General features: G+C 58.2%; 28 protein-coding genes. 20 read left to right on the top strand and 8 right to left on the bottom strand.

Annotated features, from left to right (window positions below; genetic code table 11):
- Positions 1-289: 289 nt before the first annotated feature.
- The 8 genes from L0977_RS12755 to L0977_RS12720 all read right to left on the bottom strand — a co-directional run bounded on the left by L0977_RS12755 (position 290) and on the right by L0977_RS12720 (position 5,227).
- Positions 290-664, bottom strand: a complete 375-nt coding sequence (locus tag L0977_RS12755; RefSeq protein WP_234265233.1) for a hypothetical protein — start codon at positions 662-664, stop codon at positions 290-292.
- A 125-nt stretch (positions 665-789) separates the two neighbouring features.
- A complete protein-coding gene (locus tag L0977_RS12750; RefSeq protein ID WP_234265232.1) occupies positions 790-1,206 on the bottom strand; it encodes a hypothetical protein in 417 nt (138 codons plus the stop codon).
- Complete coding sequence (locus L0977_RS12745; protein ID WP_234265231.1) at positions 1,203-1,481, bottom strand: hypothetical protein; 279 nt, start codon at positions 1,479-1,481, stop codon at positions 1,203-1,205. Before L0977_RS12745 ends, L0977_RS12750 begins: the two co-directional genes overlap by 4 nt.
- Positions 1,481-1,666: a hypothetical protein gene (locus L0977_RS12740; protein ID WP_234265230.1), complete on the bottom strand. Its 186-nt coding sequence runs from the start codon at positions 1,664-1,666 to the stop codon at positions 1,481-1,483. Before L0977_RS12740 ends, L0977_RS12745 begins: the two co-directional genes overlap by 1 nt.
- Before the next feature lie 485 nt (positions 1,667-2,151).
- Complete coding sequence (locus L0977_RS12735) at positions 2,152-3,036, bottom strand: hypothetical protein (RefSeq protein ID WP_234265229.1); 885 nt, start codon at positions 3,034-3,036, stop codon at positions 2,152-2,154.
- 137 nt (positions 3,037-3,173) lie between these two features.
- Positions 3,174-3,407: a hypothetical protein gene (locus L0977_RS12730; protein WP_234265228.1), complete on the bottom strand. Its 234-nt coding sequence runs from the start codon at positions 3,405-3,407 to the stop codon at positions 3,174-3,176.
- On the bottom strand, positions 3,404-3,763 hold the full coding sequence (locus tag L0977_RS12725) for a phage protein NinX family protein (protein ID WP_234265227.1): 360 nt from the start codon (positions 3,761-3,763) through the stop codon (positions 3,404-3,406). Before L0977_RS12725 ends, L0977_RS12730 begins: the two co-directional genes overlap by 4 nt.
- A 198-nt stretch (positions 3,764-3,961) precedes the next feature.
- On the bottom strand, positions 3,962-5,227 hold the full coding sequence (locus L0977_RS12720) for a DUF1173 family protein (protein ID WP_234265226.1): 1,266 nt from the start codon (positions 5,225-5,227) through the stop codon (positions 3,962-3,964).
- On the opposite strand from L0977_RS12720, the gene L0977_RS12715 reads away from it, so the two are divergent.
- The 20 genes from L0977_RS12715 to L0977_RS12620 all read left to right on the top strand — a co-directional run bounded on the left by L0977_RS12715 (position 5,207) and on the right by L0977_RS12620 (position 17,753).
- Positions 5,207-6,307 carry a hypothetical protein gene (locus L0977_RS12715; RefSeq protein ID WP_234265237.1) on the top strand — a complete coding sequence of 367 codons (1,101 nt, stop codon included), beginning with the start codon at positions 5,207-5,209 and terminating at the stop codon, positions 6,305-6,307. The two genes, L0977_RS12720 and L0977_RS12715, sit on opposite strands and share 21 nt — an antisense overlap.
- Before the next feature lie 348 nt (positions 6,308-6,655).
- Positions 6,656-7,096 (top strand): hypothetical protein, encoded by a 441-nt coding sequence (locus tag L0977_RS12710; protein ID WP_234265225.1) that lies wholly within the window; start codon positions 6,656-6,658, stop codon positions 7,094-7,096.
- Positions 7,097-7,673: 577 nt separating this feature from the next.
- On the top strand, positions 7,674-8,111 hold the full coding sequence (locus L0977_RS12705; protein ID WP_234265224.1) for a helix-turn-helix domain-containing protein: 438 nt from the start codon (positions 7,674-7,676) through the stop codon (positions 8,109-8,111).
- A 183-nt stretch (positions 8,112-8,294) separates the two neighbouring features.
- Positions 8,295-9,926 carry an MFS transporter gene (locus tag L0977_RS12700; RefSeq protein ID WP_234265223.1) on the top strand — a complete coding sequence of 544 codons (1,632 nt, stop codon included), beginning with the start codon at positions 8,295-8,297 and terminating at the stop codon, positions 9,924-9,926.
- A gap of 19 nt (positions 9,927-9,945) precedes the next feature.
- On the top strand, positions 9,946-10,398 hold the full coding sequence (locus L0977_RS12695) for a hypothetical protein (protein WP_234265222.1): 453 nt from the start codon (positions 9,946-9,948) through the stop codon (positions 10,396-10,398).
- Positions 10,399-10,403: 5 nt separating this feature from the next.
- The gene (locus tag L0977_RS12690) at positions 10,404-10,634 is read left to right on the top strand and encodes a hypothetical protein (RefSeq protein ID WP_234265221.1); all 231 of its coding nucleotides are present in this window, start codon (positions 10,404-10,406) and stop codon (positions 10,632-10,634) included.
- Positions 10,615-10,926 carry a hypothetical protein gene (locus L0977_RS12685; protein WP_234265220.1) on the top strand — a complete coding sequence of 104 codons (312 nt, stop codon included), beginning with the start codon at positions 10,615-10,617 and terminating at the stop codon, positions 10,924-10,926. Before L0977_RS12690 ends, L0977_RS12685 begins: the two co-directional genes overlap by 20 nt.
- A 399-nt stretch (positions 10,927-11,325) precedes the next feature.
- Positions 11,326-11,736 carry a hypothetical protein gene (locus L0977_RS12680; protein ID WP_234265219.1) on the top strand — a complete coding sequence of 137 codons (411 nt, stop codon included), beginning with the start codon at positions 11,326-11,328 and terminating at the stop codon, positions 11,734-11,736.
- 39 nt (positions 11,737-11,775) lie between these two features.
- Positions 11,776-12,024, top strand: coding sequence for a hypothetical protein (locus L0977_RS12675; RefSeq protein ID WP_234265218.1), 249 nt, complete (start codon positions 11,776-11,778; stop codon positions 12,022-12,024).
- Positions 12,021-12,740, top strand: coding sequence for a hypothetical protein (locus tag L0977_RS12670; RefSeq protein WP_234265217.1), 720 nt, complete (start codon positions 12,021-12,023; stop codon positions 12,738-12,740). The genes L0977_RS12675 and L0977_RS12670 overlap by 4 nt, the downstream gene beginning before the upstream one ends.
- Before the next feature lie 30 nt (positions 12,741-12,770).
- The gene (locus L0977_RS12665) at positions 12,771-13,031 is read left to right on the top strand and encodes a hypothetical protein (RefSeq protein ID WP_234265216.1); all 261 of its coding nucleotides are present in this window, start codon (positions 12,771-12,773) and stop codon (positions 13,029-13,031) included.
- A gap of 52 nt (positions 13,032-13,083) precedes the next feature.
- Positions 13,084-13,266 (top strand): hypothetical protein, encoded by a 183-nt coding sequence (locus L0977_RS12660; RefSeq protein WP_234265215.1) that lies wholly within the window; start codon positions 13,084-13,086, stop codon positions 13,264-13,266.
- Between the two features lie 74 nt (positions 13,267-13,340).
- A complete protein-coding gene (locus L0977_RS12655) occupies positions 13,341-13,547 on the top strand; it encodes a hypothetical protein (protein WP_234265214.1) in 207 nt (68 codons plus the stop codon).
- Positions 13,548-13,676: 129 nt separating this feature from the next.
- Positions 13,677-13,985 carry a hypothetical protein gene (locus L0977_RS12650; protein ID WP_234265213.1) on the top strand — a complete coding sequence of 103 codons (309 nt, stop codon included), beginning with the start codon at positions 13,677-13,679 and terminating at the stop codon, positions 13,983-13,985.
- Between the two features lie 2 nt (positions 13,986-13,987).
- On the top strand, positions 13,988-14,383 hold the full coding sequence (locus L0977_RS12645) for a hypothetical protein (RefSeq protein WP_234265212.1): 396 nt from the start codon (positions 13,988-13,990) through the stop codon (positions 14,381-14,383).
- On the top strand, positions 14,380-15,018 hold the full coding sequence (locus tag L0977_RS12640) for a YkgJ family cysteine cluster protein (protein WP_234265211.1): 639 nt from the start codon (positions 14,380-14,382) through the stop codon (positions 15,016-15,018). The genes L0977_RS12645 and L0977_RS12640 overlap by 4 nt, the downstream gene beginning before the upstream one ends.
- A 52-nt stretch (positions 15,019-15,070) precedes the next feature.
- Positions 15,071-16,414, top strand: coding sequence for a hypothetical protein (locus L0977_RS12635; protein WP_234265210.1), 1,344 nt, complete (start codon positions 15,071-15,073; stop codon positions 16,412-16,414).
- An 87-nt stretch (positions 16,415-16,501) separates the two neighbouring features.
- The gene (locus L0977_RS12630) at positions 16,502-17,011 is read left to right on the top strand and encodes a hypothetical protein (protein WP_234265209.1); all 510 of its coding nucleotides are present in this window, start codon (positions 16,502-16,504) and stop codon (positions 17,009-17,011) included.
- A 44-nt stretch (positions 17,012-17,055) separates the two neighbouring features.
- Entirely contained in the window at positions 17,056-17,361 is a 306-nt protein-coding gene (locus L0977_RS12625; protein ID WP_234265208.1) for a type II toxin-antitoxin system HigB family toxin, read from the top strand.
- A complete protein-coding gene (locus L0977_RS12620) occupies positions 17,358-17,753 on the top strand; it encodes a helix-turn-helix domain-containing protein (protein ID WP_234265207.1) in 396 nt (131 codons plus the stop codon). Before L0977_RS12625 ends, L0977_RS12620 begins: the two co-directional genes overlap by 4 nt.
- Positions 17,754-17,919: the final 166 nt, after the last annotated feature.

The raw sequence follows: 17,919 nt of genomic DNA, 5'->3' as shown, positions 1-17,919 counted from the left end.
GCCAAGGGTGCGCTCAACCTTCGGTCCGTTCCACTCAGGGGTATGTCCACTGTCTTGCATATGGACACATGCTGCCGTGCCCCTGACAACCTCACAACAAGGGCCTTGAGGCCACGCTTACGTTTCATCCATAGCCAGAACGGATCGGCGACCTCGGCGCCGAGCATGACTTCGTTCGAATGCTTGCTGCATCCGAGTGACCCGATGATCGTGGCCAGTAGCTTCTTTCTCATGTAGCACCCTTCAAGTATGTGAACCCCACTCACCAAGAGGTGAGTGGGACTGGCTTTTACAGGGCTCCAGCGGCTTGAACTGCCTGGGCCATTTCCCTGAACTTCAGGGTGCTCAGACGTTGACCGGGAGAGCCAAGCTCGCCAAGCTTCCTGAGCATGTCGCCGCTTGAGATCACGCGGCGATTGCCGAAGCAGATCCGAGTGGCCTTGAGAAGGCCAACCAGACGCGCCTCTTCTTCATCGAGCAACACGTCCTTGCGGGACGATGTTTCATCGATCTTCTGTGTGCCGCAAAATGCGACCTTGGTCCCAAATGGTGAAGACTCCAGAACCAGCACAGGCCGGATCTTGTAGTCATCGCCTTCATCAAACACGAACCGGGCGAGCCAGAACTCACCTGCCTCGGGCTTTTGCTGTGCATGAGCATTCATGGGTTTTCCTTTCCAAATTTCCGCAAAAGCGGGGGTTGAGAAAGGGAGGCCCAAAGGCTTTCTCATGCCGGTGAACAGCAGGCATGAGAAAGCCCCCGAAGGGGCTCTGTATGTGGTTCGAAGGCTCAGGCCTGGGATTCGGGTTCAACGGGCTTGCGGCCAATGTCATCTTTCATCGCCAGGATGATCTGGTCACCGAATATTCCGAGCACCGAAGTTCCCCTGAAGAGCGCCATGAACTCGTTTGCGTCGCTGGTTCCCTTCACCCTGTTCGGGAAGCTGGCCACTATCGCGAAATCCAGACCGCAGTGGCGCTGATACCGCGGTTCGTAGTTCTTACCAGGAAGACCGTAGGTGCGGCAGAACTGCAGCGGTGAGGCCAGTTCGTTGTGGTATGTCCGTGTGCTCGGCTGAGACATGATCCAATCGGCACAAGTGCGGCACAGCCCCCAACCGGTGTCCTGGTTGTGCCACTGCTGCCAGTGACCTGCTTCGCCGCCGCAGCACGCGCATTTGAGGCGCCTGATCTTTTCCGCGGTCATTGCTTGGCACTCTTGTTGAATTCGGCCAACAACTGTGCCTTGTCACGCACCTGGTCAGCAAAGGCATCGCCCTCGGCATAGGTGTCGTTGGCGATGGAGTCGTTGATGGTGTCGTTGGCGGGAGCGACCTCATCGATCTTCCAGTCCACGATCCATCTGCCATCATCGTCCCCGGGTTCTTCCAGGGCCTTGTCCATGATCGCGGCCAGGCCGTCATAGATCCGGTCTTCGTCGCCCTCATCAATCACAAGCTTGAGCGTGACGACGTGTGCCATCATGCGCCCCCTACGATGTTCTGGCCCCAGCCTTCCTGCTTGGCGAAGTCCCAGCAGGCGACTACGTAGCCATCGTCGTCGGTTTCGCCGGGGAAGCCCTTGTTGCACCCTGAGTTGTTCCCCGGAGAGTATCGGCAGTGACCGCAGTCGCTGCAGATGTCGTCGTCGCTGATCGATTTGGTCATAGTGTCCTTTCGTTCCTGCGCGTGCAGTAGTTACAGAAAGGAGTAGCCGGATAGGCTGTCGCAAGCGTTGGAATCGCTTGCAGCAGCCCACGAGGGTGCTGGCGGTAGTTGGCCGCAGGGTGTTTGCTCAGTTGCTCACAGAGCCCCGTTCTTGGGCTTCGTGCGGCGAGCCCAGTCACCGACGAACTTTGCGTGGGTGTATCCACGGACGCGAGCGACATTCAGGAGCAAAACGATCGAGTCTTCACCGTGGTCTATGACTTCGTGCCGGGTGTACCCCCTGTACGTGATCTTCAGGGCGTGGTGACGCGTCCCATACATGTGATAGCGCTCGATGGTCGCAGTCTTGCGTACAGTCATTGCTTCCATTTTTCCTTTCGTTCCGGGAGCCCGGTTGTTTTGAAAGGAGTCGCCGGATTGGCTTTCCACTGGACACGTAGTGCGCAGAGGAAAGCCTGCCCCGAAGGGCTGGCATTGGTGTGGTTTCAAGAGTGAGAAGCAAACTTCTCCGAAGTGTTCAGGTACGCCTGAATCTTCCTGGCGAGATCCTCTCGACGCTCTGGTTCATGACGCGATCCGCCGGCCATCGTCACATTGACCTCATCGCAGTTTTGAGGACGAAGTTCATCGGTCAGCCGGTAGACCAGTGACCCAGAACGAAGCCAGGTATCCGGTTTGGGAGTGAGGGTCCCGCACTCGATGCCCTTGATCTTCGATTCCTGCAGCGACTTGATGGCCTGGGTGTGGTGGTCCGAGTGCTGCTGGTCGAAGATCTGTCCCACTATCGGCACTTCCTGAAGCGCCACGATGGCCTCATCAGCAATCAGTGTGATCACAGGTTCGGCCATGATCGCTTGAGTTTGCCAGTGGTCGATGGCGCCGTGAAGCGTCCCATCTCCCGCGGCGACGGCTTCGTCCATCTCCAGTGATGTGGCTGAACGATGCCTGCGGACGGCATCGACGTACGCTTGAACGCTCTGCTCATCCCAGAGCTTCACGTCATCCACCACGAAGCTGGGTTCGGTCAGCCTGGGATACCCCGCGGTGCCTGTGCCTACTTCATTCGAATTCAGTTCCATGCAGAACGACTCGAATGAATCTGGTGTGAAGCTGATGGCCTGGAGGTCGTCGCCTGCATGGGTCTTGTGCTGGACAGCTCCGTGTTTCCATGCCTGGTCGTACCAGTGCTGTGTACGATGCTCGGGCAGATCCAGACGCTGCGGCAAGAGTTGTTCGCGCAGGCCATCCTCGGCAGCGATCATCTGGCCCATGGCGCCATGCACGTTGATCCCGTTCTTCATCGCTGCCATCATCAGCCCGTAGGCAGACACGTAGGCCACTGCGGCTTCAAAGGTCTTCTGGTCGCTCATTGAGTTCCTTCTATCCCCTATGCGGGTGGTTGTTGAAGAACAAAGCCAGAGGCTTGCTCCTGCCGCCCAAATTTGAGCGCTCAGAAGGAAGCCCCCCTGGGGGCCTTTGAAGCCCCCCTGGGGGCCTTTTATGGAGATCAGCCGTCAGAAGCGATTTCCAACTCACTGGCAAAGGCCAGCCCTTGCCAGCCGTCGTCAGCTCGTACGAGATAAAGCTGTTCTTCGCCCTGTTCGGGGCCATCGGCCTCATCTGCGGTACAGGCTCGCAGGATCTGCACGATCTGTCCCGCATGAGCGGTGTGGTCGGGCAAGTTCACGAACTCGGGCGGGTAGTTGAACTTCGCCCGACCGATCAGAAGTTGTCCGTTCATGATGCGAAACACTTCGCGGCCATTGGGAACTCGATCTCGTCACCTTTCACTGAGGCAAGGTAAGCGCGCATGGCTGCGATGAGGTGAGTTTCACCTCTCCAACAATGGCGTTTGTTGTCCAAGACCCGGAATAGCTGGTCTGATTTGTTGAACTTGAATTCGAATTTCATTCGATCGATGATCGGCCCGCCCCACAACCAGTCTGTGCTGTAGGGGTAGATGCATCTGCCGGCGCGAATATCGTTCGCCAACCACCCCTTGACGTGCTCGCCCACTTGCTCTTGGCGCTCCAATTCGATGAGCGTCACCGCCCAATTCAGAGCCATCCCCGAGAGGCTGGAGGTTTTGACTTTCATAACCTATCCTTTCTTGAAGTTCCCTGAAGCCAGGGGAAATGAGAAAGGTGCAAGCCAAGAGGCTTTCTCATACCGCATCGCGCATGAGAAAGCCCCCAAATGGGTTGATTCGAGTGCGAGCAAAGCTCGCTGAGACAACTTCCGCCAACAGGCGATATGTGAACCTCGATTTTCAGTAGAGAGGGTCTTGGGGTGGCATCAAAAGGTGCCCAAATGCACGCCCTTCTTGGGAAACCCTGGCATCTTGGACCCAGAGGCGGCATCCCAGCACCATAGTGCCCTTCCCCTACTTGCGTAGTCGGCCAGTTTGTCGCGCTTGCACTGAAGGTACTTTGGCGAGTCCATTCCAAAGACCTCCATGTAGACCGGATCTTGTGCGTCCCTCAAGATGAAGTCGGGGTGCACGGTGTCCTCGCTGGTGAATCGAAGGGGTTTCTCGAAGGATCTACCCTGCAGCACCAGGCGATCGGCTACCAGTGCCTCGTAGGAGCTTTCCACGGGAATGAAGACGTCCGACGTGCTCATCAAGGCGCCCACGTTCCAGTTCAGGGACCCCTTTGGGCTGAACTGAACTCCAGCCAGGACCATCGTGTGCCCCTGGAGACGGCCCATGCGGTTGACGGCCGTAGTGATCTGGCCGTGGAGTGCTTGCGCAGGTTTCTCACCCATCCAGATCGTGGCGTCGTCGCCCAGACCCTTGAGCCTGAGTCCCACCCCATATCGGCTTTGGAAGGCGCTTCGAAGCTCACCGATGACGAAGAGGACGGGACGCAAATCAGAACCGAAATATCCGCATAGCAAGCGATTCTGCTCATGCAGCGCATCGTGCTTGGAGCGCAAGTCCGCCGGATCAATTCGAGTGTCAGGGACGAAGATCAACTGCTCCCCTGAGATACGGCCAAAGGTAATGTCCTGCAGCTCTTCATCGAGTTTCTGGTAGACGGCTGTCAGACGGCGAACAGGTGGTGCTCCATTCAAAGGCTCCCATCGATTCAGGCCCGCTTTCTCCCACAGGACATGCAGCAAGCCAAGCACAGTGACGGCGTTGCGTGAAGTGGTGCCCTCACTGGCAACCCGATCTCGTCTGGAACCTGCATTCGAGCTGATGACGGTCGTCAAGGGAACGTCCAGCTTTATGTCCAGTCTGCCATCACTGCCCTTCTGCAAGGCTTCAGTGGACTCTTTCCCCCTGCCCAGCCCGGCCACCGTACCGTAGGACAGGCACGCTGGATGATGTTGGTCTCCTCCCATGGGCATCTTCTTGAGCACATAGGTGCGTCCACGCCGAGCAATGTGCATCGGAAGCGGCCGACCCGACCCGCGGCATAGGCACGTCGGCTCTATTCCCCCGTCCTTGGCTCGCTTTAGCAACACCTGCCAGTGGACCGGATTGAACTCTTGTAGATCGCGCTGGACTTGTTCCCCAGCGATTTGCACAAGGGAGTGCTGCTGCTGACTGGACATTGGGCACCGAACTTCATGGACTCGATGCTGAATCATCACTACGGGCAACCTCATGGCATGGACAAAAGCCCAAACGAATGGCACCTGAATCGGAATTCCTTCCAGATTGCACTGGACGGTACACATGCGAAGCTGGCAGTTGGCTTCGCTTTGTCATCCCGCATGCAACCTCATTTATTCGCCCCCGTCCTCGCGCCTGTCCTTCAGGTGTCTCCGATTGGTACTTGGCTGGAGCCTGAGTACACGTGCGCAGAGTACGGCGCCCGGATCGCTCAGGCTATAGGGGAAATTTCCAAACTACCCGAGCCGCTACGATCTGCCTTCACCAAAGGCATCGAGTCCGCCGATAATGAGGTGTCAAGTCGAAGAAATGGATTCGACGAGCACCGCTGGGCAATGCACGGTGCGTCCATCTGGGACAACGAACAAGAATGCAGCCAGTTGCAGGCCCACTTGGTGGAGGCGAGCACCTACATGTCGATGATCCCTGGCGTCGAGTACAAGCGGAGAACCATCCCGACTGGTTCAGACTGCGGTGTACATATCGAAGGGGTTGGCAGCATTGTGCTGATGCAGGGTGCAAACCACGTGTCATCGTATTTTTACCTGCACCGAAGCAGCTTCTTCATGGACAGCTATTCGGACCACATGCCGGTGCTCGAAGTGAGCCGAAGCGTCTGGGAGAAACATTGCTGCGCAGGCAAGCTCTGCGAATCGAGCGATGGCATCGCCTCGGTTCAGGCATTCGAGCACAACGGTATCAACTACATCAACGACGGGCAGATGTTCTCGAAGGACTTTGCCTCGTGCGAAGGATGGACATACAGGCCACTCGAAGACTGGGATGGCACGACTTACTCGTACCTCAAACAGGTCGATGCCTGGGAAGATGGCAGCTTGGAGCGCGGGGACCGACGCGGCCTGGTGGTTCGAGTCAACCGCAAGATAGTCGTGATCGATGGTGCCGCGCACTTCATCGACACAAAGTGCCGGCCCGCCGCCAGCAAAAACACAGCGAAGTCTCAAACCGCCGATCGCCAGCCAACTACTGAGACTGAAAGGCAGCCCGGCCTCTTCTGAATAGCGAACGAATCTCCCCACTATCGCACCAAGCAGACAGACTTCAGTATCCCGTTTGATTCTCTCGATGCCAATCTCAATCGCGAGAAACGCTCAATATCGATCACGATTCAAGCGCTCAGATATGGGCGCTCGGTCTGCGCAAGAGGTACGGCAACCTTCCAGCTTGAAGCCCCTCCCACGTCAAATAGACTTCATCCATGAAACCACAAGACATCCAGGTCGGCAAGACCTACGTCAACCGCGGCGCTGGCCGCACCCAACGAACTGTGATCGCCATCGGCGACGAGCATCGGCCCGAAACCTAGCTTTCACCGGAACCTCCGCCGCAAGAGCCTGGAGTGCTCTATGAGCAACGTGGAAAACAGGAGCGCTTGTACCTCTCCAGCTTCGCTTCGTGGGCTGGAAAAGTGGCGGAAGCTGTCCAAAGCTGAAAGCCGAGGTTTGACCATGGCAGCAAAATGCACCGGCGCTGAGATCAAGCGCTTTTCCAACGACCTGAGCTTCTGGCCGGAAGACGGCCCCGACGCGCCTTACTACGACGATGGCGTGATACTCGTCAACGGAAGTATCGATGACGATTTCGACTATGAGAGCGTGGATCCCCGCCCTGAAGAACGGGGTTTTCCGCGCATCTTTATAAACGTCTTCCAGGGTGCTGCGGTCAAGGACTGGCTGCTATCTCCACTATTTCTGATCACCGCGATGCTTGCAGGATGGGCGCTATCCTTCCTGTTTTCATCTCCAAGGCCAAAGGTAGAAGCTGAAGCTCAGACCAAAACCCAGTAGAAGCACAAATTGCAGCATCCATACCCAGCAGGACCTGCTAGTATTGATTCCCTGCCGGCAACTTTCTCCCTCCCTTATTCGCCGGCAGTCTCAGCCCGACTCCCTCAAGGTGTCGGGTTTTTTTTGGCTGTGCAGCGTGCTTCGAGGACAGGCGCGTGCCATAAGAGACGACGTATCCAGCACGTCATTCTGAAGTTGATTCACGCAGCTTCGGTCGTAAGCTGGGTGCATGCATCGCATTCATCGTCCAATTGAGCAAGGCATCGCCGGCCGGAGATCTGTTCCGGGTTGTGTCTTGTTTGGCGGCCTGGCCGCCTGCTTGGCGCGTGCGATGAACCGCCCCCTCGCAGGCCTGCGCGAGGGATTCCGAGTGCCTGCGCTATCGGTCTATGCGCCAGGTTATTGTTCTGTGGACCACAACGCCGAGCGCCCGAGAAACCGATCTCCCCCGGAGTAAAAGACGACCACTTTCCCTCAGAAATGATAAAGAATCTGGCCCACGAGGCACGCGCTTCGTGGGCCTTGTCATATTCGATGGATTTGGTGATTTCCACTTATGTGCTTTACGATGCGCCGCATGAGCACACTGAACGACGTTCTAAAGTCCGAGATCACACGCCTTTCCCGCAAGCTCCTGAAGTCGGAACTTGAGCCCTTGAAAAAGGCGGCGCACTCCCATCGTTCCGAAATCGCTGCCCTCAAGCGTGAGGTCAAGGATCTTCGAGGCCAGCTCAAAGCGCAGGGTAAGGTGGTAGAGAAAGTAGCTCCGGTGCATGAAGACTCGGTCGAGAAAGTCCGGCGCCCACGCGCATTCGGCCCAGCCCAGTTTGCCGCGCTTCGTGAAAAGCTCGACCTCTCACAAGCCGAGATGGCCAAACTTCTTGGCTGTTCTGCGCTCTCTGTGGCCAGGTGGGAATCCGGCAAGGCGGCGCCGAGGGCGGCTCAGCTTCAAAGCATCGCAGCGGTACGGGGTATTGGCAAGCGCGAAGCGGCAAAGAGGCTTGCTGCCGCGTAGAACAGACAGCCTTCTTTCCTACCGAGAGCCCGGTGGCCGGGCTCTTTCTTTCATTTACAGGGTGCCCACGCGACAGATAGTCGCCAGCGCAGCGTCCCCTTTCGATCTTGAAAAGAGTGTTCCTCGCCATAGCCTGATTGCTGATGCTGGCTGCTTTCGCCAGTGACTCACAACGGGCTTGCCTTGATCACCGCGAATCTCTCACAAGACTCAAAGGACGCCAGCGAATCCGCGCCTGGCCACTCCCTTCACCCACTTCAACAGAAGATTGGCCGAATCCCCGACGCCATCTTCGTGGTCCTGATCGGCATCGTGTGCGCGATGCACGTGGGCAAGCTTCCGGTGACCATCCCCGTATTGCAGGAGCAGATGGGGCTGACCCTCATACAGGCAGGATGGCTCCTTTCCACAGTCCAAGCTGCGGGCATGGTGCTGGGTCTGTGCATAGGCCTTCTGGCTGATCGGCACGGTCCGCGGCAGGTGATGCTGCTCGGCCTTGTCATCCTCTCTCTGTCGAGCTTTGTGGGCGCGGCATCACCGAGCATCGCACAACTGCTCTTCAGCCGCCTGGGCGAAGGCCTGGGCTTTCTTCTGTCCGTGTTGCCCGCCCCTGCTCTGATCCGCCAGGTCGAGACTGACTCGCGCAACCTCATGAGATCGATGGGCTTGTGGGGCACCTACATGCCCGCAGGCGTGGCTCTGGCGATGCTCATTGGAGGCTGGTTCGTCAATACCCTGGACTGGCACTTTTACTGGTTGCTGCTCGGGAGCATGACCGCCCTGTGCGCCGTGTTCTTGCAGTGGCTCATTCCACCTGGACAGCCCGCTCACCAATCCACGGGGTATTTCGATCGCGTGAAGCTGACCCTCAGTTCGCCGGGGCCTTGGCTGGTGGCGGTGAGCTTCTTGCTCTACTCGGGCCAATGGCTGGCTGTGGTCGGCTTTCTGCCCACCATCTACCGCGATGCTGGCCTGCAGCCCTGGGCTGTCGGTGCGCTCAGTTCGTTTGCAGTCGGTATCAACGTGATCGGGAGCATCTGTGCTGGTCGCGTGGCAGCGCGTCTTTCATTTCCTGCATATGCAATGGTCCCGGGCTTTGTCGGCATGGGGTTGGGTGCGCTGCTCGCGTTCGGCCTGATCGGGCATCCCGCGCTCCAGTATGTGGGCGTATTGGTCTTCTCCATCTTCGGGGGGTTGGTGGCCGGCACGCTTTTCGGCTTGTGCGTAATCCTGGCCCCTTCACGGGAGACAGTATCGACCACGGTTGGCTGGATGCAGCAAATGAACTCGGTGGGCCAGTTCTCTGGTCCTCCTGCATTGGCGGCACTGGCACTTTGGGCTGGAGGTTGGCAGTACACATGGATCGCTACAGGGATCTGTTCTGCACTCGGTGTTGTCCTTGCCATCTTCCTCATTGCTATGGCTCGCAGGGCGCGTGTAGCAAGTTGCAAAGCTGCCCCCGTAGAGGAAGCTGATACCACGGCAAGAGAGTTCGAGGCCGCGCATCCATTCGAGGAAAACACCCCAATGACCACCACCAACCTCACCATCACCGTGGAACTGACCGACGCCGATCTGTCCATGGTTCGTGCCTTCGCCGCCTGGAACAAGGATTACCCCAAAACCAGCCCGAAGAAGCACGAAATCCACTACGGGTACGCAGAGCACCGCTTTCTGCGACACGAGGCAGGCAATGAAAACGGCCCCAACACGTTCAAGCGCCTGGTGACACTGGGCGTTATCAAGCACAGCCGCAATGGCCATTGTTGGCTCACGCGGGCAGGCAACGATCTCGCGGAGCAGTTGGTGGCCTGAGACTTCACGGAACAGGCACATGAACACGTTGAAACTGAACTCCTACATCGGCGATGCGCTTGACCGCCTCGATGCGCTGCTCAATCCCGATCTGAAGCTGCTGGCCGTCCCTTACGACTCGGCAACCGCCCAAGGTTGCCGTCAGGATCTTGCGCTGCTCAGATCTGAACTCCAGCTTGCCCAGGCGAAGAAATCAGCAGCATCTGAAACGACCTTTTCCCTTCTCGATGTTCTCAATACCCTCAAAGGGAACAACGCCTACTGGTTCCGGCCCGTGAGCTGGCGTGGGTTGGGCAAGGCCTACACATTCCAGAATGGCATGATTGTCCAGGTGCCCAATCCACTGTGCGACTTCTCCCAAGGTCTGAACCTCGCCCCGCCAGATCTGGCCGGCGAATGGGAGATCACCAGCGGCATGGAAGTGTGCGGCGAACTCGAAGACAGTCCGACTCAGTGGGCGGGGCCAGCGTGATTCCCATGGTAGAACTCCTGCCGTGGGTGCTGTCGGCCATCACTATCTGGATGAACATTCTGGTGGGTAACAACCATCCACGAGCCTGGCTTCTGGGGCTCAGTGGCCAGGCTCTTTGGTTCGTGTGGATCGTTCTTTCAAAGACCTGGGGGATGCTGCCGATGGCCATTGCCCTTTCGATCGTCTTCTGGCGCAACCATCGCCGATGGAGGTTGAATGCAAAACCCCAGAATTGAAGAACTGGAAGCCGAGGTCGCAGAACAAGCCCGGCTGCTGGGCATGTCGGCCGAACGCGAGCTTGCGCTCGTGGCTCAGGTGGAACGCCTCCAAGAAGGATTCGCTCGCCTCAGGGCGGATCGAGAGCGCCTGAATTGGCTGGACCAAAACATCTTCCACTGCGAGCCAGACGATTTCGAACGCAAGCATGGGGCCTGCAAAGACGGCAAGACGAACAAGTGGGCGCTGTATGCGCCAGCGGGCATACAGGGCTCAGCCCGAGTGATCATCGACGCTGCAAGGAGCACCTAGTGGCCAATAGTGACTTTGCCATGTTCACACGGATCGCTGTTCGGGTTGAAAAGGGCAAGCTTGTCCAAGTGCCCGAGCCGGAGCAAAAAGGTGCGCGTCATGGCCCGGGTCGAAGGCTACGCCATGATCCGCTTTCCAGGCGCCATGCCCTTTGTCGTCCCCGAGAAGCAGCTTTCACCCATCGGTCAGGTGTCAGGTTGCTCGAACCAATCCTAGCGCCCGTTTCTGCTCGCTCGGTGCAACCCGACCTGAATTCCGCCTCTTTCTCCCCTGCTTTCGAGCGCCCATATTTGAGCGGTCCGTCCGCCGCCTTCCAAAGACCGGGATTTTTATCCCGCATTGGGAGTTGAAATCGCCCGCCTCAGGATCAGACTGGGAATACCCCAACCAAGGTCATCAATGCAGGACAACCCTACACCCCAGATCGGTGGCACGACCGGTCCAGCCAATCCGTTGGAAACGGCCCGCAGCACCCTATCTCAGTGGGCGAAAGAGAACCATCTGGTCTTCGTCAACCGCAGCTACGGACGGGTGACGACACAACCCATCAGCGAGAGCAGCCTGGAAGAGCTTGCGCAAAGGGCGTTCAAGGCTGGCGCTGCCGCGAGCAACCTGCAGAGGTGGTTGGATGTGGCACAACGGTATGCGCAGATGGCCGATGCTGCCATCTATCAGGATGCCAGCGATCAGCGCAACATCCTCGAAGACATTGCCGAGGGCCTCACCTCAATGCTCGCCACCTCAAATGCACAAGCAGCAGACAAGGAACAAGGGAAGCCATCGACAGGTAAGGATGCAGCTACCGGTTGAACTTGCACCGGTGCATCGCCTTGCTATGGCGAATTCATCATGTACGAAGCTATCGACATTCTGATCCTGAAGGCTATCGAGAACGGCTACAAGCCGCTCTACCATCGCCCTGTTGTCTTGGAGGCGGCACGTCTCGCCTTGCTGACTTCACGCGATGAATGGCGCATCATCGACGGCCGGCTCCAGGCGCTCAGGAAGCAAGGTCGGATTGCCTACCAGGCAAAGGGCCAAGCAACTGGCAAAGCGGGATGGAGGATGGTCAACCAAAGGCCTGGGAGCACTCCATGATCGATGGCGCCCTTTCCCCTTTCCTGATCCAGGAGTCGAACACGCTCAAAGGCGATGCCAAGCAAGCTCACGACCAATGCCGTGTCGTTCATGCTCTGGCGCTGTCGCTGGCAAGGGTTTCCCTCGCCCAGGCCAACAAGATCCTGGAGCAGATGACGGATGCACCCACCAACCACATCGGCGAGAACACGTCCGAGGCCATGGAGTGGTTGGCCAACTACCTGGCAAACCAAGGCGCCATTGAGGACGAGGATGTGTGGATGGACCCGATTTTCCATACGGCGCTTGAACGCTGGCCGGTGAGCGCGGTCTCCGATCAGATCCCTCAACTCTCAGCACCCAATGCCGTCACCCAGACGCCTGCCCGCAGCCACGGAGGCTACGGTGCTCAAGAAGTCATCAGTGACATGAACGATCCTCAAATCGCCTTCGAACTGATCGACAGAGACTCGGGGAATGTCCACCGTACGGCAATGCCTGGTAAGCCCCTGGTGCTCGATTCCTGGGAAGAGCGCGAGTGCCTGGTGAGGCAGGTTCGCCTATGCGTCAAGTGCGGCGGTCGCATGCGCAACGGCATCGCCATGGACCAGACTTACAACGCTGGCAGCCCAGACTTTCCTGGCGATACGGCTGGATTCACCGAGTCACCCGGTGGTCCCGGCCGAATCATCAACGTGCTCAAGTGCGAGGCCTGTGGGTACAGCGTTTCAAGTTGAAAAGGTACGGCCCATCTGCGTGAGAAAATAATGAACATCTACGAACTCAATCACCTGCTGACCAAGGCCCGAGACGCTGCCCGCGGCGGGCGTGACGCCTGGGCGGTCCAGTCCACAGGCGAAAAGGTGGCGGTCGCCCTGGTGCTCAACCGCGCCGACTGGCTGAAAAGCATGGACTACACCCTTGCCGAGGCCATAGATCGCACCGGGGCCGAATGGCTGTCGATCCTTCCAACAGTGGCACGCAAGATCCGGGATGAATTCCCAGACCTCAACAAGCAGGACGGGTGACCACCTCGTCTGGTCGCTCCAGTCCGGCCGGGCGATTACTTACCGTTGCGTCATGGTGATGGAGGATGGCGGCGAAATCACCTTCACTGCAGGCCAGATCTACAAAGTGGAGTCGATGCACCCGATCGCGAACCCGCCCTTCGTCCGGCTCAAGAACGATCAGGGCCACATCCACATCCTTTGGGCCGAACACCTGCGTACCTACTTCGGTTACGACCAGGAATTCAACTGGTAGATCGTGCTTTTCGAACTTGAAATATGGTCCGCTGGCGGGATGATGGTTTCTACAAACGAACAAGGCTCGAAATCATGCCCAACCACTTCGCGAACGAATCCCAAATCGAAGCCGTAGCAGTCGCCGACGCGCACACCAGCAATGCAGCATTGCCTACCTACAGTGAGCTGCTGGCCTTCACCCGTCGCTTGGCCTTCCCCGACACTGGGGATGCCCTGTTGCTGGAGGACTACCGAAACATCGCCCGGAACATCGACCACATGCAGCCCAATCCGCGCTGATCAACTCCATGAGCCTGAGTGGACCAAGGCGTTCCGCGAACTCGTGGATGAGTTCAGGCGTTAGATCGAATCCTGCAAGTACCAGCTCAAACACCTCGAACCCAAGCTGGTCGCCTGGCAGCCTCAACCGTGGCCCAACACCTGAACACACCAAGAAAGCCTGAAATGCCAAAGATAAAATTCGCAGCGCTGTTGACCATCTATTTTCTGATGACCCTTGCCTTCTTCGGGATGGTGACTTCCGAAGTCTTGGCATACACACCCGAGGCGACTGGCTTCCTGACGCTTGAAATCATGCTTCTGCCGTATTTCAAGGTGCTGGTTACACTGGTTTCTGCAGTCCTTGTGCTGGGAACTGCCGTTTCTTGCTTCATGCACTACGACAAGTTCTGCAGAATCCTTCGAACCTCCTCAAAGCTCAGTAGCAAGGTGTCTTAGGCATGCATTTCCAACTCGCTCATGGGGCCTTGGCTTTCGATGACCTTCCCCTTGAATGCGACGGGATGACAAAGGTGATGTCGGCCGTTCTTGAGCGCGACAGCATCGAGCATCGGTGCATGGTTGGGAGCTTGTCGGTTGAAGGTGCAGGAACAATCCCATGTCACCACTGGATACTGATGCCAGACGGACACATCATCGACTTGCGGGCACGCATGTGGCTGGGGAATGACGAGCGGGTTCCACACGGCTTTTTCAAGCCCAAGCGGGGTGTCTTCTACAACGCAGTGGGCAATTCTCCACAGCGACTCATGCCGTTGGGTTTCTTCGTGTTGGCCAACATGGATCTCGCCTCTGCACCGGCCCTTCTGGATCGCGTTTCGGACACACCGCGATGATCTCGTCCACCGACCATGAACACATGAAGCGCGTGCGCGAACGTGTGAGTCAGATGGATGCCATCATCGCTTCGACGGCCACCAACATCAAGCTGCCGCTGCACGACATCATGCGCCTGGGCAGACAGGCCAAGCAGAGCCTCAGTACAGCCAAGCGGGTTTTCTGGCTACGCAAGATGTCGGCCGCGGCAGAGAACGTGGCCAGTGCAAATGCGGCATGCCGGCGTGGATGCTCGCACTGTTGCCACATCGATGTGATGGTATCCAGGCCCGAGGCCGCCCAGATCGCCCGTGAGACTGGCCAACAGATGATGGAGCCCCTTGCTGCCCAGTCACTGCAAGAGGTAGCGCGAACCCAGGCCGAAGGGATACAACCCCGCTACACGGGCGAACCTTGTCCGTTCCTGGAGGACGGTGAGTGCAGCATCTACGACTCGCGCCCGCTGGCCTGCCGAGTGCATTTCAACATGGACGTTGACGACCTGCTCTGCCGCCTGATCGAGGGATGCAATATCTCGGTGCCCTACTTAGATGTCACGCTGCTGCGCGCCATTTCTCTGGAAGTCATCGGGCTCAACGCAGAGTACGCAGACATCCGGGATTGGTTCGGAGCGAATCGGTTGCCAGGAAGTTGATAGGCCAATTTTTCGAGCTTGAACCCCCTTCTCAAGCCCGTAGCATGAGTTCATGCAGGCCACAACACATCGGCTCCAGATCGACTCACAGCCCCTCGACGATGCGATCGTCAAGGTCGAGCCTTCCCAGATGGAGGCCTTTCACAAGCACCTCGCCGCCCTGAACAAGAAGGCGGCAAAGTTCGGCCTGGAGCCCATCAAGATCCTGGGCACTACGTCTGTGCGATACAGGCTCAAGTCCGAGGCCGTCGATGAAGACGGGGAGAAAGTGCGCTACTTCCTCGTGCCGGCGCGGGACGGCGACCAAGACCGCATTGCGAGGCTGGTCATCCTCAATCACATCCACATCCAGTACCCCATCATCAAGTTGGGGAACTGGCAGGTAGTGGGCAAACTGGAGGCGCTGGACGGCGGCAACATGAGCTTCTGCGCAACCGGCAATCCAGAGGACGCGCAGGCGCTGCGGGATCGGGTCGAGCACGACATCCACTGCGACCACTGCCGCAAACAGCGTCGGCGCCTGGAGAGCTACGTCCTACGCGAACATGAGAGCGGTGCCTACATGCAGGTTGGCAAGGGCTGCCTCAAGGACTTCACGGGCATAGACCCTGCAGCCGCCCTCTTCCTGGCCCGCATGTCCACGCTGGCAAGCTTTTCAGATGGCGATCTGGAGTCCTTCGGGAGCAGCGGGCGGGGGAACGCTGTGGACACAAATCTCTTTCTGGCCATCGTGTCGTTCCTGACCGCGAATTACGGCTTCGTCTCCAGCGTCAAGTCCCGCGATACTGGGGCGCAGCCCACATGGAGTTGGGCATCGTCTCTCATCGATGGCGTTGAGCGCGAGGACTACGAGTTCCGGCGCAGATACAAAGAACAGTTCGAAAACCACTACGCACGCGCCCAGGCCATTCGCGCATGGGTGGAGGCCAAGCCTGTCCAGTCGGACTTCGACCACAACCTGAAGCTGCTTGTGCAGGGTGGCTACCTGAAGCTGGACAGCAAACACCTTGCTGTCGCCGCCGCGGCCGTGCCGCAGTTCAACCGCACGGAGGCGGTGAAGGCTGAGCCCAGCCCTCCAAGTGTCCATGTGGGTACACCTGGCCAGAAGATGACCGCGACCGTGAAGATCGAGCGTGTCATTCGGATCGAGACCTACTACGGCCCTTCGGACCTGGTGCTCATGCGGGACGATGTGGGAAACGTGCTCTTGTGGAAGACAAGCGCTTGTCCCGCAGCGATCCGTGAAGACGGTGTCGGTCGCTCTCTACAGGCCACTTTCAAGGTCAAGGGCCACGACGTCTTCAAGGGCACAGCGCAGACCACGGTGACCCATTTCAAGGTTCTGAAGCAGGCGGCGGATGAAGCCCGGGCGGACACCGCCAAGGTTTGCACCTGATCTCCGATCGAGCTTGAATCCAGTTCAAGGTAATTCAGTATGGGGGTATCACAACCCAAAACGAACCAGAGTCGAAGAGAGCACCGAATGGCCATCGAACTGAACACCATCACGATTGCCGAGCTGCACAAGCAGCTCCAGGCGTACATTGACCAAGGCCTGGGCGACGTGCCAGTGGTCGCAACGGACTGCCGTGGCTGCTATCCGTTCCAGGCCTACACTGTGCTCGACCAGTCGGGCTACACGGATGCCCTCATGCTCTATGTGCGTCCCGACGCTCATTTCGCCCAGCGCAACCCGCTCCCCTTGAACTGGGGGCCGAGCCGCGTTGCTGAGTGGAACGCGGAGGCTGACCGTGTGAGGGAAACTTGTGGTGCATTCCATGGCATCGCGGGCTCCAAACCCAAGGCGGTTTGGGAGGCGCTTGAGCGCCTGGTGAATGTGGTGGAGGTAGGAACGAATGCTGACGACGTGCGGGATGCCATCAACATCGCTCGGGCAGCACTCGCCTTCGAGGCGCCGCAGGCAGAGTCGCAGAATGTCTCCAACTCCACCCTGTCTACTTGGGTGTTCCCGAGCTTTTCGGTGGGGAAGTAGTCAACATCACTTGCGTGATCCCAAATTGGGACTAAAATCACCCTATGCGCATCATCGCCGTCAGCACGCTCCGCGCCTACTGGGAGTCCCACCCTGATGCACGCAAGCCGCTGGAAGCATGGGTCGATGCGGTCAGTGCTGCCAACTGGACTACCCCAGCACAGATCAAGTCCCAGTTCCGAAGCGCGAGCATCTTGCCCGGCCGGCGTGTGGTGTTCAACATCAAGGGCAATGACTATCGCCTGGTGGTGGCAGTGGCCTACCTGTTCGGCGCCGTCTACATCAAGTTCGTGGGCACGCACGCAGAGTACGACCTGATCGACGTTCAATCGGTGGAGGATCCATCATGAAGCTCAAACTGCATCCCATCCGCACCGAGGCGGACTATCGTGCTGCACTCAAGGCAGTGGAAGCGATCTTCGATGCCCCAGTGGAGCCTGACCCGGCATCGGAGGAAGGCGCCTACTTCGAGGCCTTGCTCACGCTCATCGAGGCCTACGAACGCAAGCACTACCCCGTCGCCCCACCCAATCCCGTCGATGCCATCAAGTTCCACATGGAGCAACGCGGCCTATCGGTCGCCGACATGGTTCCCTACATCGGCCCCAAAAATCGTGTCTACGAGGTGCTCAGCGGAAAACGCGCCCTGACCATCCACATGGCCCGACGACTGCTGACGCTGGGCATCCCTGCATCATCGCTGCTTGGGCAGCCCGAAGAACCTATCCTGGAACATGCCTGAGATGGATTCTGCGCATGCATCTGAAGCCCCTGAATCCATAGTTTCGGCATGCACTGATCTGTGGCGGCTACGCCCACTTGAGCCTTCCGAGCTGTTCAAGGAGCCGTCGTATGTCCGACTCCTAAAAGCTTGCCAGCCCAGCTATCCGAATGAGAACTGGGTTCAA

Source organism: Hydrogenophaga sp. NFH-34 (genome assembly GCF_021401345.1).
Classification (GTDB): domain Bacteria; phylum Pseudomonadota; class Gammaproteobacteria; order Burkholderiales; family Burkholderiaceae_C; genus Hydrogenophaga; species Hydrogenophaga electricum.
The sequence above is the reverse complement of the archived record's forward strand: the minus strand, read 5'-3'. Positions and strand labels throughout refer to the sequence as shown.

Excerpts from the sequence above, each read along its gene's own strand:
- L0977_RS12740 (WP_234265230.1), bottom strand. The coding sequence starts at position 1,666 with ATGACCAAATCGATCAGCGACGACGACATCTGCAGCGACTGCGGTCAC.
- L0977_RS12695 (WP_234265222.1), top strand. The coding sequence starts at position 9,946 with ATGAACACGTTGAAACTGAACTCCTACATCGGCGATGCGCTTGACCGC.
- L0977_RS12655 (WP_234265214.1), top strand. The coding sequence starts at position 13,341 with ATGCCCAACCACTTCGCGAACGAATCCCAAATCGAAGCCGTAGCAGTC.
- L0977_RS12645 (WP_234265212.1), top strand. The coding sequence starts at position 13,988 with ATGCATTTCCAACTCGCTCATGGGGCCTTGGCTTTCGATGACCTTCCC.
- L0977_RS12690 (WP_234265221.1), top strand. The coding sequence starts at position 10,404 with ATGGTAGAACTCCTGCCGTGGGTGCTGTCGGCCATCACTATCTGGATG.
- L0977_RS12670 (WP_234265217.1), top strand. The coding sequence starts at position 12,021 with ATGATCGATGGCGCCCTTTCCCCTTTCCTGATCCAGGAGTCGAACACG.
- L0977_RS12635 (WP_234265210.1), top strand. The coding sequence starts at position 15,071 with ATGCAGGCCACAACACATCGGCTCCAGATCGACTCACAGCCCCTCGAC.
- L0977_RS12620 (WP_234265207.1), top strand. The coding sequence starts at position 17,358 with ATGAAGCTCAAACTGCATCCCATCCGCACCGAGGCGGACTATCGTGCT.
- L0977_RS12630 (WP_234265209.1), top strand. The coding sequence starts at position 16,502 with ATGGCCATCGAACTGAACACCATCACGATTGCCGAGCTGCACAAGCAG.
- L0977_RS12750 (WP_234265232.1), bottom strand. The coding sequence starts at position 1,206 with ATGACCGCGGAAAAGATCAGGCGCCTCAAATGCGCGTGCTGCGGCGGC.
- L0977_RS12675 (WP_234265218.1), top strand. The coding sequence starts at position 11,776 with ATGTACGAAGCTATCGACATTCTGATCCTGAAGGCTATCGAGAACGGC.
- L0977_RS12640 (WP_234265211.1), top strand. The coding sequence starts at position 14,380 with ATGATCTCGTCCACCGACCATGAACACATGAAGCGCGTGCGCGAACGT.
- L0977_RS12730 (WP_234265228.1), bottom strand. The coding sequence starts at position 3,407 with ATGAACGGACAACTTCTGATCGGTCGGGCGAAGTTCAACTACCCGCCC.
- L0977_RS12755 (WP_234265233.1), bottom strand. The coding sequence starts at position 664 with ATGAATGCTCATGCACAGCAAAAGCCCGAGGCAGGTGAGTTCTGGCTC.
- L0977_RS12720 (WP_234265226.1), bottom strand. The coding sequence starts at position 5,227 with ATGTCCAGTCAGCAGCAGCACTCCCTTGTGCAAATCGCTGGGGAACAA.
- L0977_RS12685 (WP_234265220.1), top strand. The coding sequence starts at position 10,615 with ATGCAAAACCCCAGAATTGAAGAACTGGAAGCCGAGGTCGCAGAACAA.
- L0977_RS12745 (WP_234265231.1), bottom strand. The coding sequence starts at position 1,481 with ATGGCACACGTCGTCACGCTCAAGCTTGTGATTGATGAGGGCGACGAA.
- L0977_RS12680 (WP_234265219.1), top strand. The coding sequence starts at position 11,326 with ATGCAGGACAACCCTACACCCCAGATCGGTGGCACGACCGGTCCAGCC.
- L0977_RS12705 (WP_234265224.1), top strand. The coding sequence starts at position 7,674 with ATGAGCACACTGAACGACGTTCTAAAGTCCGAGATCACACGCCTTTCC.
- L0977_RS12710 (WP_234265225.1), top strand. The coding sequence starts at position 6,656 with ATGAGCAACGTGGAAAACAGGAGCGCTTGTACCTCTCCAGCTTCGCTT.
- L0977_RS12725 (WP_234265227.1), bottom strand. The coding sequence starts at position 3,763 with ATGAAAGTCAAAACCTCCAGCCTCTCGGGGATGGCTCTGAATTGGGCG.
- L0977_RS12660 (WP_234265215.1), top strand. The coding sequence starts at position 13,084 with ATGGTGATGGAGGATGGCGGCGAAATCACCTTCACTGCAGGCCAGATC.
- L0977_RS12735 (WP_234265229.1), bottom strand. The coding sequence starts at position 3,036 with ATGAGCGACCAGAAGACCTTTGAAGCCGCAGTGGCCTACGTGTCTGCC.
- L0977_RS12625 (WP_234265208.1), top strand. The coding sequence starts at position 17,056 with ATGCGCATCATCGCCGTCAGCACGCTCCGCGCCTACTGGGAGTCCCAC.
- L0977_RS12665 (WP_234265216.1), top strand. The coding sequence starts at position 12,771 with ATGAACATCTACGAACTCAATCACCTGCTGACCAAGGCCCGAGACGCT.